Source organism: Micromonospora sp. S-DT3-3-22, from assembly GCF_015354745.1.
Lineage (GTDB): Bacteria > Actinomycetota > Actinomycetes > Mycobacteriales > Micromonosporaceae > Micromonospora > Micromonospora wenchangensis.
The window spans coordinates 39,603-52,769 of the sequence record NZ_JACGMO010000041.1; the positions used below are offsets into that span (position 1 = coordinate 39,603).

Below are 13,167 nucleotides of genomic sequence, written 5' to 3' on the forward strand. Positions count from 1 at the left end.
GCCGCCGTGTTCATACTCCGACTCCCATCTGCTCAGCCAACTCCGCAATCGGCGCGGGCAACGCACCCCGTGTGCGACGCAGCACGTCGGTCATCACTTCGTGGGCGATGGGTCGGCAGCGGATCTCGGACGGGGCGAGCCGGTCGCCGCGCAGCAACATCTCCCCCGCCATCGCGACGTCACCGAGCTGGGTGTAGCCCCGGGCCAGGTCGAGCAGGTGGTGGGCCCGCCGCTCGGGCAGCAGCCCGTTGAAGCTCGGCTCGGGGATGCGCTGGTGGATCTCCACCGCCCGCCCGCCGTCGCCCAGCTCCACGGCGGCGGCGGCCCGGTGCAGTTCCAGGTTGGTCGGGCCGAACGAGGTCCAGTAGTGGTTCTGGTCGCTGCCGAGCATCAGCGCCGCCTCGTTGGCCCCGTACAGCAGGTCCTCGACGGCGTCGGAGTCGCCGAACCGGGCGGCGGCCATCGCGCCCTGCAACAGCAGCATGCCGTAGACGGAGAGCCGGTCCGGCGCGCTGTCGTTCATGCCGCCGGGGGCGAGCTGGTTGGCGATGCTGAGGTTCAGCTCCAACGCGGGCCGGGCCCGGCCCATCGCCACCAGCGCGTTGCAGACCCGGGCGGTGGCGACACCGGCCAGCAGCTGGTCGTCGGCCCGCTGGGCGACCGCCATCGACCGGTCGGCGGCCAGCCAGGCCAGCTCGCACTCGCCCAGCTTGCGCAGCACCGAGGAGGCGATCTGGTAGACCTGCCCGAGCAGGTGGGCGGCCTCCCGGCCCTGCTCGCCGCCGTAGCCGGCGTCGGCGGCCTGGGCGTCGCGCAGCAGTTTCGGCAGCGCCCGGGTGAGCATCGCGTAGCGGCCGTACTGGTAGGTGAGCCAGGCGTGGGTGACGGCCTTGCGCAGGTCGGCCAGGGGCGGCGGGTACGACACCCCGTCGAAGTACGCGGTCATCGAGGAGTACTGCTCCAGGGCGGCCCGGATCTCCTGCACCTCGAACTGGTCGATGCAGCTCAACGCGTCGGTACGCCGTTCCGGGTCCTTGCCGAGCAGCAGTTGCACGTCGATCCGGAGGATCACGGCGATCTCGTACAGCACGGAGAACTTGTCCAGCCGGCGGACCCCGCGTTCGACCTTGTCGACCCAGCTCTTGGACTTGCCGAGTCGGTCGGCGAAGACCTGCTGGGACATCTTCCGTCGCCCGCGCCAGTAGGCCACCCGTCGCCCGATCGGAAGCTCGTCCATCTTCTCGCGTTCCTCCCCCTCGTGGGTCGTCCGGTCGGGCTCCGGACGACCCACGCCGGGCGTCTCCGATCCGTCCGCCCAGGTTGCCGCTGGTCGCACAGCGTGTACGTCACACGTACAGCCAGTTCTCATAGCTTCGTGCAAGTTGCATGAGCCGTTCGTCAGGTGTCAACGATCCCGGATCACGACAGTGACGGCGCTCGACGTGAGGGGTGGCGGTGACCGGTCGAGGCCAGAGGAGAGCACGGGACATGTGGGGGAACGTCGGGCCACGGGTCGCCCAGCTGGCACCGATCGAACGGGTCCGGCTGCGCCGGATCGCCGTCCGGTACGCGCTGCACGGCTGGGAGGTGACCCCCGGCGCCTGCCTGGCACGCAGCCGGTTCGTGTGCGGCCGGGCCGGTTGTCCCACCGTCGGCTGCCACCCCGCGCTGGAGAACTGGGAGCGGGGGGCGAGCACCGACCCGGCCCGGGTGGCCACCTGGTGGCGCAGCCGCCCGCACGGGGTGCTGCTGCCCACCGGCCGGGCGTTCGACGTGCTGGAGGTGTCGGCGCACCTGGGCCGGCGACTGCTCGACGCCGTACCCGGGCACCCCGCCGGGCCGGGCGTCCGGGGCCCGGTGGTGGTGACCCCGACCGGGCGGTGGATGTTCCTGGTCCGCCCCGGCGACCCGCTGCGCCCCGAGCTGGAACACTGCTTCCACGTCGTCCGGCACGGCACCGGCTCGTGGATTCCGGCGCCCCCCACCCGGCTGCCCGAGGGCCCGGTGCGCTGGGCGGTCGCCCCGGAGCAGGCCCGCTGGCGGCTGCCCGACTCGTACCTGGTGCAGAACACCCTGATCGAGACGTTGCGGGCCGACGGGGTGACGCTGATCCCGGAGCTGCTGCCCGGCCAGCTCCCCCTGCCCCGGCGCGGCCACTGACCGGCCAGCCACCGCACCGGACGGCCACCGACCGGACGGCCGCAGCGGGGCGGGACGCGGCCGGGTCGGGTTCCCGCCAGCGTCCCCGCCGACGCCGGACTCGTTGCACACCACGACGGCGCGCACGCGCCACCGGAGCGGGGGTACGACATGGCCAGGGACGAGATGCGGCACACCGGCGGCACCGAACCGCCGTACCGGCGACGGCCCCGCCACTGGTCGGACACCCGACCGGCCGGCTCCCGACCGGGTCGCCCCCGGCCGACCGGCTCCCGCCCGGCCGGCACCCACCGCACGGCCCGGTGAACACCCCCACCGGCAGGTGACCCCGCCACCGTCGACCCCTCAGTCGGCCAGCGGCAGGGCGGTCGAGCGCAGCAGCCGACCGTCGTCGGTGACCACCGCGTGCAGGTGGCCGGGCAGCCGGTCGAGCCAACCGACGCCGGCCGCGCCCATCGCCACCGCCGCCGTGGCGTACGCGTCGGCGACGCCCAGGTCCGGGCCGACCACGGTGACCGAGCGCAGCCCCCGGGCCGGTACGCCCCGGCGCGGGTCGAGCACGTGGTGCCCCCGTTCGTACACGCCCGAGGTGGCGACGGCCAGGTCGGTGCCGGTGAGCACCAGGCAGGTGGCGTCCGCGTCCCACGGGTGCCGGACGCCGATCCGCCACGGCAGCCCGGACGACGAGTGCCCGCGTACCCGGACGTCGCCGCCGGCGTTGAGGCAGTGGTCGACCGCCCCGGCCGCCACCAGCCGGTCCGAGGCGACCTGCGCGGCCCAGCCCTTCACGTAGCCGGAGGGGTCCAGCCGGCCGGTGGCGTACGCGTCGAAGAAGCCGTCGGTGTCGGCCCACAGGTCGGCGCAGCGGGCCAGCACGGCACGCAGGTCCGCCGACGCCCCGGCCGGCGGCAGCTCCCCCCGGTCGAGGCGGCGCACCTCGCTGTCCTCGCGGTAGGTGGTGAACCGGGCGTCGACCTCCCGCAGCCAGCGGAACGTGTCGTCGGCCAGCGTACGCAGGGCGGCGGCGGGCCGGTCGGTGGCGAGGTCCAGGCTGATCGCCGTACCCATGACCTGCTCGACCCGGCGCAGGCCGGGCCGGGTCGCCGACGCGCCCACCTAGCGGGCCTGGTCGAGCGCGGCCTGCAACGACCGCCGGTAGCCGTCGCTGGTGGCGGTCGCCTGGGAGACGGTGTCCAGGTTGGCGTTCTGCTGGCGCACCACGTCGCCGCTGGTGCCGCTGTAGGCGGCGTCGACCCGGTCGCTGCGCAGGTCGGACTGACCGCCCTGGGGCAGTTCCAGGGCCACCGCGTCGACGATCCTCGGGCCGGAGACGGTGATCCGCACCTGCACGTTGCCGAACTCGGTGGAGATCACCGGGCCGGTGACCGTGCGGGTGGTGGGCTTCGGCGCGACGCCGGTGGTCCGGTCGGCGGCCGGGGTGCGGCGGGTGCCGGCGTCCCCGCCGGGGGTGGTCCGCCGCGCGGCCGGGGTGCGGCCGGCGGTGGCGTCGGGCCGGCCGGTCGGCCGGGGTGTCGCGGCGGTCCGCTGCGGCGTCGCGCCGGGGGTGGCCGGGTCGGCGCGGTCCGGCGTGCCGACCGGCGCACCGGCCGGCAGGTCCCGGGCGACCTGGCGGGCGTCCGGCGCGCCCTTGAGCACCACCAGGGCGGTGGTGCCGGCGGCCAGCCCGGTGATCGCGAGCAGCGCGCGACGCATGTCAGGTGCCCTCCTACAGCTCGAACGGGGCGAGGTGGATCTGCCGGCGGGGCACGCCGGCCTGCCGGAGCACCCGCACCGAGGAGTCGACCAGCCCCTGCGGGCCGCACAGGTAGACGTCGCGGCGGGTCAGGTCGGGCACCAGCCGGCGCAGCCCGTCCGGGTTCATCACCTGGCGGGGGCCGGCGTCGTCGCGGGAGCCGACGACGTACCAGACGGCGGTCTGCCGGGCCTGGGCCAGCCAGTCCAGCTCGTGCTGCAACAGCACGTCGGCCGGGGTGCGGGCCCGGTAGATCAGGGCCGCGCCGGCGGGCAGTTCCTCCAGCATCGCCCGCAGCGGGCCGATGCCGCTGCCGCCGGCGATCAGCAGGGCCCGGTCCCGGGTGCGGTGCGCGGCGGTGAACGTGCCGGAGGGCCCCTCCGCCCAGACCCGGGTGCCCGGGTCGAGGTCACGCAGGTCCCGGGTGTGCCCGCCGACCACCTTCACGGTAAGCCGCAGCCAGCGGCCGTTCGCCGCGGCGGAGAGCGAGAACGGGTGCGACTGCCACCAGCAGCCCCGGGCCAGGAACCGCCAGCGCAGGTACTGACCGCCGAGCGGGTCGAGCTGGTGCAGCCGGCGGCCGGTGAGGTAGATCGAGACGGTGTCCGGGCTCTCCGCCACCACGTCGGCCACCCGCAGCCGGTGCCGCAGGTTGAGCAGCAGCGGCGCGACCAGCCGGCCCCACACCAGGGCGGCGGCGACCAGCAGGTAGCCGGCGATCCAGCCGGTGCGCACCGGGCCGGGCGGGAAGAGCTGCGCGCCGTTGCTGAACTGGTGGCCGAAGCCGAGCAGCAGCGCCAGGTAGCTGGTCAGGTGCAGGTGGTACCAGAGTTCGTAGGGCATCGCCCGGCGGACCGCCCGGATGCCGGTGCCGCCGACGAGCACCAGGATGCCGGCCGCGGCGAAGGCGGACACCATGTCGTCGAAGTCACGCAGCAGCACCCCCGGCTGGGCGGTGACCGGGTTGCCCTGGGTCCGCGCGTAGCCGACCACCAGCAGCGACAGGTGCGCCAGCACCGCCACCAGCAGCGTCGCGCCGAGGTCCCGGTGCACCCGGGACAGCCGCTCGCCGCCGACCCCGCGTTCCAGCACGCCGAGGCGGCTCATCATCAGCACCTGCACCAGCAGCAGATAGCCGGCGACCAGGCCGGTGACCCGGCCGGCGGCGGTGAGCACGTCGGCGGTGCCGGTCAACGAGCCGGCCGGGGTGTCGAGCCACCACGGCAGCACCGCGGCCACCAGACCGACCCAGAACAGCGCGGACAGCACCCGTCGGCCGGCGGAGCCGCGCCGGGGCCGGGCCGGCGGCGGGGGTACGGACGCAGCCGGCCGGCCGGCGTACCGGGACGGCTCCCGGGTACGCCCACCGGCGGCGTGCATGTCCTGGTAGGTCACGCGTAGAGCTTCATCGGGGTGTACTTCCGCCGCGGGAAGAGCTTGTCGACCTGGGCGGTGGTCAGCCCGAACCGGCCCTGCGCCACCGCACCGTAGACGTCGAACATGTTGTTGTACTCGGGGACGTCGCCCGAGTCCAGATCGCTCAGTCCGTCCCAGCGGCCGAGCAGCGAGCCGGCGAGCTTACGGCCGGACAGGATGGTGACCACCCCGCCGTGGCCGTGGTCGGTGCCGCCGCCGTTGGAGGCGACCCGGCGGCCGAACTCGCTGGACACCATGATGGTGACGTCGGCGGCCCGGTCGCCCAGGTCGGTGAAGAAGGCCGCCATCGCGCCCGCCAGCTCGCCGAGCCGCCGGTGCAGCTGGCCGCCGGAGCGGGTGCCCTGGTTCTCGTGGGTGTCGTAGCCGCCCATCCCGACCGTGGCGACCCGGACGTTCGCCCCGCCCTTGATCAGCTGGGCGAGCTGCTGGAAGGCGTACCCGACGCCCTCGTACCTCACGCCCTCGGCCGGCTGGTACGGCTTGGCGGCGAGCTGCTGGGCGGTCGACAGCGCGCCCATCCCCTCGATCACCGCCTCCTCGACCGGGTGGTTGATCCCGGTGAACAGACCCCGGATCGCCTTCTCGGTGGCCGCCCGGTAGCGGTCGTCGCCGTTGAGCCGCAGCGAGCCGACGCTGTTGAGCGACAACGCGCCGTTGGTACCGACCAGCGAACGGGGCAGGGTGCTGCCGATGCCGACGCTGCGGAACGCGGTGCCCTTGCCGAGGGAGTCGACCAGGCTGTCCAGCCAGCCCCGGCCACCTGTCTCGTTGGGCAGGCCGCCGAGGTTGCAGGCGTCGGCGGCCTGGAAGTGGCTGCGCGACAGCCGCTCGTCGGAGACCGCCGGGACGAAACCGAGCTGGCCCGATCTGAGCCACTTCTCCAGCGGGGCGAACGCGCTGGTCAGCTTGAAGCCCCGGCCCAGGGCCAGCGAGTCGCCGCCGAGCAGCAGGTCGGGGCGGCCCTTGGCGAGCACCGGGTCGTCGGCGGGGGCGACCAGGCTCAGCCCGTCCAGCCCGCCGTAGAGGAAGACGTGGATCAGGGTGCCGGTCTTCGTCGCCGCGAACGACGCGGAGGTGGTGACGAACTGGGCGGTGGCCAGCGCGGTGGCGGTGGCGGCGGCACCGGCGACGAACGTCCGCCGGGTCACCCCGCGCCCGTCCTGCTGGGCCTCCTCCAGGTCCTCCAGCCGGCGGTACCGGTCGGCCTCGGCGGCGTTCTCGGCGGCGACGAGGTCGGCTTCGGCGCGCAGCAGCGCCTCGGCCGGGTCGTCGGCGAGCCGGCGCAGGTCGGGGCACTCGGGGTGCAGGGGGAACGCGGGCACGGTCTTCTCCATCGGGTACGTCACCGGCTTCTCCATCGTCTGCCTCACCGCAGGTGGTGCTGGGGGGACGCGAGGATCGCCCGCGCGACGGCGGCGACGGCCCCGTTGAACGTGGCGTCGACCTTGGCGGTGGCGGACACGCCGGCCACCCCGAGGATCAGGTTCTTCTCCCGCGCCGACAGCTTCTGGTGCACCAGCCGCTGCGCCAACGCGTCCACGTACGCCCCGGCGGTGGACGGTGGCCGGGCCACCAGCTTCTCCGGCCGGGTGTAGGTGAACTGGCTGCGGTTGCCGGCGATCAGGTCGGCGGCCTCGTTCCAGCCGTTGACCATCGTGCCGGCCGACGTCCAGGCGACGTAGACGTCGGGGTAGCCGTCGGGGGTGGGCTGGCCCATCGGGTACTGGCCCAGCTCGCGCAGCTTGTCGTGGATCTGGCGCAGCCCCTGGGCGAACGCGGTGCGTTTGCTGTCGCCCTGCCGGAAGCCCGGCCCGGCCTGCGGCCCGACGCCCAGCGTCCGGTAGGTGGCGACCAGGTACTCCATCGGCCGGCGGACCTTCTGGCCGACCGCCGCCCAGAACTCCGAGGAGCTGAACAGCGACATCAGCAGCGGCTTCACCGAGCCCTTGTTGACCGTGTAGATATTGGCCAGCCGGTCCACCAGGGACTTCGGCGGGGTGTCCGAGACGAACCGGGTGGCCAGGCTGCGGGCGACGTACCGGGCGGTCGACGGGTGCAACGCGATGTACGTGATGTAGGCGTCGATGACCTGGTCGGCCTTCTTCGGGTCGGTCGAGTCGTTGGGGTGGCTGAAGCCGAGGATCTTCACCTTGCCCCGGTAGTGCCGGTCGTTGCGGAAGACGTACTTCCCGTCGTCGACGCCCCGGCCGGTCTGGAGCAGGGCGGCCTGCCGGACGTCCTTCTCGGTGTAGCCGCCGTCGACCCCGACCGAGTACAGCTCCAGGTTCTCCCGGGCCAGGTTCTCGTTGACCGCGTCGGCGCGGGAGTCGTTCTGGTTGAGGTAGAGCAGCAGCGCCGGGTGCTTGTTCGCCGCCACCAGCATGTCCGGGTAGCTGCCCATGGCGTGCTTACGGACCACGTCCCGGTCGAACGAGTTCCGGTACGCCTCACCCCCGTCGAAGTCCGCCGCGACGTGCAGGAAGTCGTTCCAGAAGTCGACCATCACCTCGTAGAGCTGCCGTTCCGACCAGATCTGCCGGGCCAGTGTGCCGTCGACCATCTCCTTCTCCGGCTGCGCGCCCCGCTCGTTGAGCTGCTCCCGCTGGTCGCGTACCTGCTGGCTGCTCAGGGCGAGGGTGGGCAGCTCGGCGAGCTTCAGCTCGGCGGCGCTCGGCGCGATCTTCTCCGGGTCGAGCTGCTGACGCACCCAGGCGTCGATGCCCATCCGGCGGATGTCGGCGAGCACCTTCGGGGTGGCCCCGAAGGTGGCCCGGCCGGCCAGGTGCCGGACCGGGTCCTTGGCCAGCACCGTCCGCACCGTCACCGGGGTACGCTGCGCCGCGTCGGCCGGCCCGGAGAAGGTCCGGCCCCCGCTGGGCGAGTTCTTCTTCAGCGCCGCACCGGCCCGGGAGCCCATGTAGCTCTCGTTCTGCTCGGTGTAGGTGCGTACCGTGCTGGGCTGCTGGCCGCTCGGGCGGGCCGGCGTGCCGTCGGTGGTGGTGACCCCGGTGGCGTCCCCGGCGGCGTCGTCGCCGAACAGGCCGCGTACCTGGGGGCTCATCGCCAGCGCCGCGCCGCCGGCCAGCACGGCGGCGGTGCCGCCCAACGCGACCAGGGCGCGCCGCCGGCCGACCCGGTCGCGGTCGTCGCCGTCGTCGTCGAGGTGGGGCAGTCCGGTGCCGGCCGGCTGGTGGAACGTCTGCCGGCCCAACCCCTCGGGCCCCACCCACTGCGGGCCCCGGGACACCGGCGGCGGCCCGTACGGCGCGGCCGTGACCTCGTACGTCGGGGTGGGCCCGCCGGGGGTGTGCGGTCGATGCGGTGGCACATTCTGGTCGGCCATGTACCGGTCCCGTTTTCTTTCGATGCGCCGTACCGCTGCGACCGGGGGTGGGGCGGAGGGTGCGGCGGCGGCTGCCGGAGGAGTTGCCACGGGAAGGTAGCCAAGGGCTGAGCTGCCGACAAGGCTGGTCAGGGCCGTCGGCGGGGGCACTTAAGGTGCCGCTGTGCGAGGGTGCCGCACGGGTGGTTCCGCCCCGGCCGGACCGCACCGTCCCCAGCAGGGACGACGTGTCCGGCCGCGACCCCGCCGTAACGTTTTGGCGGTACGTGTCACGGGGCGTGGCGTTCACCGGCACAGCGAAACTTAAGCCCACGGTAAGCCGGCGCTGAGGTGCTCCGCGCCCGCCGGCCCGGTTTCGGGCGGGGCGTCCCCGGCTGTTCCCGGCCCTGCCCCGCCGACGCCGCCCGGGGCCGAAAGTAGCAGCAGGAGCAGGGCGTGACCGGCCGCCGCAGCGGGTAAGCCGCCGAACCGCTGAAGCCTGAGGGGAAGGCACCGCCATGCTCAGCAAAGAGGATCAGCGCAGGTTCGAACAGATCACCCGGCAGCTCCGGGAGAGCGATCCGAAGTTCTTCGCGCGACTCGACCAGAGGGTCCGGGCCCGACGCGGGCGGTGGCTGATGCTGCTGACCGTCATCCTGTGGGCGTCACTGCCCGCGATGACCGTCCTGGCCGGACGGACGGCGGGTGCGGCGTGCGTCGTCGTCCTGGCGGCCAACACCGGCCTGATGTGGCACTTCCGGCACCGCTGGCGCTGACCCGCGTGGCCGTGATCGACACCAGGGGTCGCGATGGTGCGGCACCGCAGCGACGGGACACCCCGGCATCGCCCCGCTGGTGTCGATCATGACCCGTGCGCCGGGTCAGCCCGGGTCGAGGGCCTGGTAGGCCCGACGCAGGCGTTCCAGCAGGCCGGGACCGCCGATCGCCGCGGCGGGCGCGCCCAACTGCCGCAGCAGCAGCTCCGGGCCGGTGGCCAGGATGGGCGGCCGGTCCGGCAGCGGCACCGGCGACACCCAGAACCGGTCCACCGCCCCGGTGAGCGGCACGTCGGGCAGGTCGGCGAGCACCCGGGCCGCCCCCGCCACCGGAGCCGGCGGCCCGCCCGCCGCACCGTCCACCACCGACGGCGTCCGGCCGGGTGTGCCGGCGTCCCGCCCGGTGGGCGCGGCCGAGCCCACCGCCTCGGCCCGGAGGGCACGCAGCCGGCCCAGCAACGCGTCGCGGCTGCGGCCCCGCCAGTGCAGCAACTGGAACGGGTCGGCGTCGAACGCCTCGGCGAGCAGGTAGAACGTCGCCGCGAGGTGCTTGCACGGCACCGCCACGTCGGGGCAGCCGCACCGCTGGGTCAGCTCCCCCACCGACCGGGGGAACAGCGGCGCGCCCGCGACGGCGAACAGCTCCTCCAGTTCCGCCGGCAGGTCACCGGCGAGCAGCCGGGCGCTGAAGAACGCCTGCCCGGCCAGCTCACGTTCGACCCGGTCCCAGAGCGCGTCCGGAAACGGCGGCAGGGCGATGGTCACCGGGTAGGGCCGGGGCCGGGAACCCTGCACGCTCGCCTCGACCCGCCCGGGTGACACGTCGAGCCGGAGCACCTGACCCCGGCGCGCGTACGCCCGACCCCGGGTGAGCCGGGTGCCCAACGCGAACGACTCCAGCACCTCCAGGAAACGCCGGGACCACCAGGAGACCCCGATCGCGCCCCGGGTACTGCGCGCCTTCAGTCCACCGTCGACCCGGCGCGGCGGCCCGAACCCGGCGAACGGGCCCTCCGCCCCGGCATCCCGAGGGCTCACTCGACCACCGCCCCGGCGTCGAGCGTGAACAGCTCCCGCAGTTGCCCGGTGGACAGCTCGGTGACCCACTGCTCGCCGCTGCCCACCACCGACGCGGCCAGCCCCCGCTTGTCGGCGATCATCGCGGCCACCTTCTCCTCGACGGTGCCGGCGCAGACGAACTTGCGGACCTGTACCCGTCGTCGCTGGCCGATCCGGAACGCCCGGTCGGTTGCCTGGTCCTCCACCGCCGGGTTCCACCACCTGTCGACGTGCACCACGTGGTTGGCGGCGGTCAGGGTCAGCCCGGTGCCGCCGGCCTTGAGGGAGAGCACGAACAGCGCCGGGCCGTCCGGAGACTGGAACCGGGTGACCAGGTCGTCCCGGTCGGCCTTGCCCACCCCGCCGTGCAGGTAGAGCACCTCCCGGCCGAAACGCGCCGACAGGTGGCCGCGCAGCAGCGCGCCGAACTCGGCGTACTGGGTGAACAGCAGGGCCTTCTCGCCGGCCGCGAGCACCTCGTCGACGATCTCCTCCAGCCGTTGCAGCTTGCCGGAGCGGCCGGCCAGCGGCGAGCCGTCGTGCAGCAGCTGGGCGGGATGGTTGCAGACCTGCTTGAGCCGGGTCATCGTGGCCAGCACCAGGCCCCGACGTTCCATCCCGTCGCTCGACTCGATCCTCGCCAGCATCTCGTCGACGATCGCCCGGTAGAGCGACGCCTGCTCGGCGGTGAGGTTGCAGACCACCTCCATCTCCAGCTTCTCCGGCAGGTCGCTGATGATCGAGGAGTCGGTCTTGAGTCGCCGCAGCACGAACGGGCCGGTGACCCGGCGCAGCCGGGCCGCCGCCTCGGTGTCGCCGTGCCGCTCGATCGGCACCGCGTACGACTGCCGGAAACTGCTGGCCGGGCCGAGCAGGCCGGGATTGGCGAACTGCATGATCGACCACAGGTCGGCCAGCCGGTTCTCCACCGGCGTGCCGGTGACCGCGATCCGGTGCCGGGCGGGCAGCGCCCGGACCGCCTCGGCCTGCCGGGTGGCCGCGTTCTTGATCGCCTGGGCCTCGTCGACCACCACCCGGTGCCAGCCGACCGACGCCAGCGCCACCGCGTCCCGCGCGGCCACCGCGTACGTGGTGAGCACCAGGTCGGCGGCGTGCACGGCCTGTCCGAACGTGTCGTCCCGGGCCCGGTCCGCGCCGTGGTGCACGTGCACCCGCAGCCCGGGGGTGAACCGGGCCGCCTCCCGCTGCCAGTTGCCGACCAGCGACATCGGACAGACCAGCAGGGTCGGCCCGGCGTCCGGCGGGTCCCCGGCGAGCAGGGCCAGCAACTGCACCGTCTTGCCCAACCCCATGTCGTCGGCGAGCACCCCGCCGAGCCCGAGCGACTGGAGGAACACCAGCCAGGCCAGGCCGCGCCGCTGGTAGGGCCGCAGGGTGCCCTTGAAGGCCGGTGGCGGGTCCAGCGGCACGAGCCGCCGTTCGGCCTGCCCGGCCAGCAGGTCACCGAGCGGGCCGTCGGCGGTCACCGCAAGCACCGGCAGGGCGTCCGGGGTCTCCGCCCCGGCCAACCCCATCCTGAGCAGGTCGGCGACGGTCAGCTCACCGGAGGAGCGCAGCAGCCGCAGGCCGGCGGCCAGCCGCTTCGGGTCCAGCTCCACCCACCGGCCACGCAACCGCACCAGCGGGGTCTTCAACGCGGCCAGCGCGGCCAACTCGTCGGCGTCGACCGTCACGTCGCCGAGCGCCACCTCCCAGCGGTAGTCGACGAGCGCGTCCAGCCCGAGCGCCCCGGCCGCGGCGACCGTGCCCGGGGCGGTGCGGCTGCGGGCCTGCAACCGGGCGCCGAGCCGCGCCGCCGGCCGCCGCCACCAGGACGGCAGCAGCACCCCGAACCCGGCGGCGTGCAGCACCGGCGCGCCGTCGCGCAGGAACCGGTGCGCCCCCTCGACGTCCAGCTCCAACTGTTCCGGGGCGGGAGTACGCAGCGCCCCGTCCAGCTCCGGCCAGAGCCGCCCGGCCCGGCCCAACTCGGCCAGCAGGGTCTCCTGCGGGTCGTCCCACCGGCCGGCCAGCGCCGGCAGCCGCTCCGGGTGCCGCCAGACGTCACCGGCGGCGACGTGCAGGCCCGGCTCGTCGGCGGCCTGGAGACCGAACTCGATACGCCACCGTCCACCCTGCCCGACGACCGCCGACGGGTCGGCCGGCACCACGGTCAGGGTGTCGACGATCTCGTCGTCGGCCGGCTCCACCAGCCGGAAACTCGCCCGGACCGGGCCGCCGACGGCGTCGCGCTGCCAGGCGTCCAGCTCGGCGCGGAGGGTGTCCAACGCGTCGGGTTCGGCGGTGAACCGCCGCTGCGGGCCGGTCAGCGCCGCCAGCCACCCGGCCGTCACCCCGTCGCGCCGACCGCCCCGGAGCAGGTCGACGTCGGCCAGCGCCCGGCGGGCGGCGGCATCGGTGAGCAGGTCCAGCACGTCCGCGACCAGCCCACCGACCCCGTCGCGCCGACCGTCCGGGACGGTACCGGCGGGCGGGACGTCTCCTTCACGCTGCCCGGAGCCGGGTGTCCCCTCGGGACCGGGCCGTTCCCCGGCCGTCCGGTCGACCCCGGGACGGGAGCGGGCGGAAGGCGACGCGGGCCCGGCGGCGGCCCGGACCGCCGGGGGCAGGGCGAGGGCCAGCGACCGGGCCCACGCGGC

General features: G+C 74.5%; 10 protein-coding genes. 2 read left to right on the plus strand and 8 right to left on the minus strand.

Translation table 11 applies throughout. The features are described from left to right. Positions 1-10: 10 nt before the first annotated feature. Complete coding sequence (locus tag H1A17_RS14485) at positions 11-1,237, minus strand: helix-turn-helix domain-containing protein (RefSeq protein WP_145921134.1); 1,227 nt, start codon at positions 1,235-1,237, stop codon at positions 11-13. Between the two features lie 251 nt (positions 1,238-1,488). Between H1A17_RS14485 and H1A17_RS14490 the strand changes: the two genes are divergently transcribed. After that, the gene (locus H1A17_RS14490) at positions 1,489-2,160 is read left to right on the plus strand and encodes a bifunctional DNA primase/polymerase (RefSeq protein ID WP_145921135.1); all 672 of its coding nucleotides are present in this window, start codon (positions 1,489-1,491) and stop codon (positions 2,158-2,160) included. Between the two features lie 345 nt (positions 2,161-2,505). Here H1A17_RS14490 and H1A17_RS14495 read toward each other — a convergent pair whose 3' ends face one another. From H1A17_RS14495 to H1A17_RS14515, 5 genes are read right to left on the minus strand one after another with little or no spacing between them, the layout of a single operon-like run. After that, positions 2,506-3,228, minus strand: a complete 723-nt coding sequence (locus H1A17_RS14495; RefSeq protein WP_145922973.1) for an FAD:protein FMN transferase — start codon at positions 3,226-3,228, stop codon at positions 2,506-2,508. 48 nt (positions 3,229-3,276) lie between these two features. After that, positions 3,277-3,873 carry an FMN-binding protein gene (locus tag H1A17_RS14500; protein ID WP_145921136.1) on the minus strand — a complete coding sequence of 199 codons (597 nt, stop codon included), beginning with the start codon at positions 3,871-3,873 and terminating at the stop codon, positions 3,277-3,279. Positions 3,874-3,886: 13 nt separating this feature from the next. After that, positions 3,887-5,308 (minus strand): ferric reductase-like transmembrane domain-containing protein, encoded by a 1,422-nt coding sequence (locus H1A17_RS14505; protein ID WP_145921137.1) that lies wholly within the window; start codon positions 5,306-5,308, stop codon positions 3,887-3,889. Beyond that, positions 5,305-6,696, minus strand: a complete 1,392-nt coding sequence (locus H1A17_RS14510) for a DUF1501 domain-containing protein (RefSeq protein ID WP_309236778.1) — start codon at positions 6,694-6,696, stop codon at positions 5,305-5,307. The genes H1A17_RS14505 and H1A17_RS14510 overlap by 4 nt, the downstream gene beginning before the upstream one ends. Positions 6,697-6,716: 20 nt before the next feature. Further along, complete coding sequence (locus H1A17_RS14515; protein WP_145921138.1) at positions 6,717-8,693, minus strand: DUF1800 domain-containing protein; 1,977 nt, start codon at positions 8,691-8,693, stop codon at positions 6,717-6,719. 497 nt (positions 8,694-9,190) lie between these two features. Between H1A17_RS14515 and H1A17_RS14520 the strand changes: the two genes are divergently transcribed. Next, positions 9,191-9,448, plus strand: coding sequence for a DUF3040 domain-containing protein (locus tag H1A17_RS14520; RefSeq protein ID WP_194822086.1), 258 nt, complete (start codon positions 9,191-9,193; stop codon positions 9,446-9,448). A 105-nt stretch (positions 9,449-9,553) separates the two neighbouring features. On the opposite strand, the gene H1A17_RS14525 is transcribed toward H1A17_RS14520, so the two are convergent. Together H1A17_RS14525 and H1A17_RS14530 are read right to left on the minus strand one after the other, a co-directional pair. Further along, the gene (locus tag H1A17_RS14525; RefSeq protein WP_145921140.1) at positions 9,554-10,486 is read right to left on the minus strand and encodes an SWIM zinc finger family protein; all 933 of its coding nucleotides are present in this window, start codon (positions 10,484-10,486) and stop codon (positions 9,554-9,556) included. Then, on the minus strand, positions 10,483-13,167 hold a 2,685-nt coding region (locus tag H1A17_RS14530), incomplete at its 5' end, for a DEAD/DEAH box helicase (protein WP_194822087.1). The genes H1A17_RS14530 and H1A17_RS14525, both read right to left, overlap by 4 nt.

Bases quoted from the DNA above. Each gene is read 5' to 3' on its own strand.
- H1A17_RS14485 (WP_145921134.1), bottom strand. From the start codon at position 1,237: ATGGACGAGCTTCCGATCGGGCGACGGGTGGCCTACTGGCGCGGGCGA.
- H1A17_RS14490 (WP_145921135.1), top strand. From the start codon at position 1,489: ATGTGGGGGAACGTCGGGCCACGGGTCGCCCAGCTGGCACCGATCGAA.
- H1A17_RS14495 (WP_145922973.1), bottom strand. From the start codon at position 3,228: ATGGGTACGGCGATCAGCCTGGACCTCGCCACCGACCGGCCCGCCGCC.
- H1A17_RS14500 (WP_145921136.1), bottom strand. From the start codon at position 3,873: ATGCGTCGCGCGCTGCTCGCGATCACCGGGCTGGCCGCCGGCACCACC.
- H1A17_RS14515 (WP_145921138.1), bottom strand. From the start codon at position 8,693: ATGGCCGACCAGAATGTGCCACCGCATCGACCGCACACCCCCGGCGGG.
- H1A17_RS14520 (WP_194822086.1), top strand. From the start codon at position 9,191: ATGCTCAGCAAAGAGGATCAGCGCAGGTTCGAACAGATCACCCGGCAG.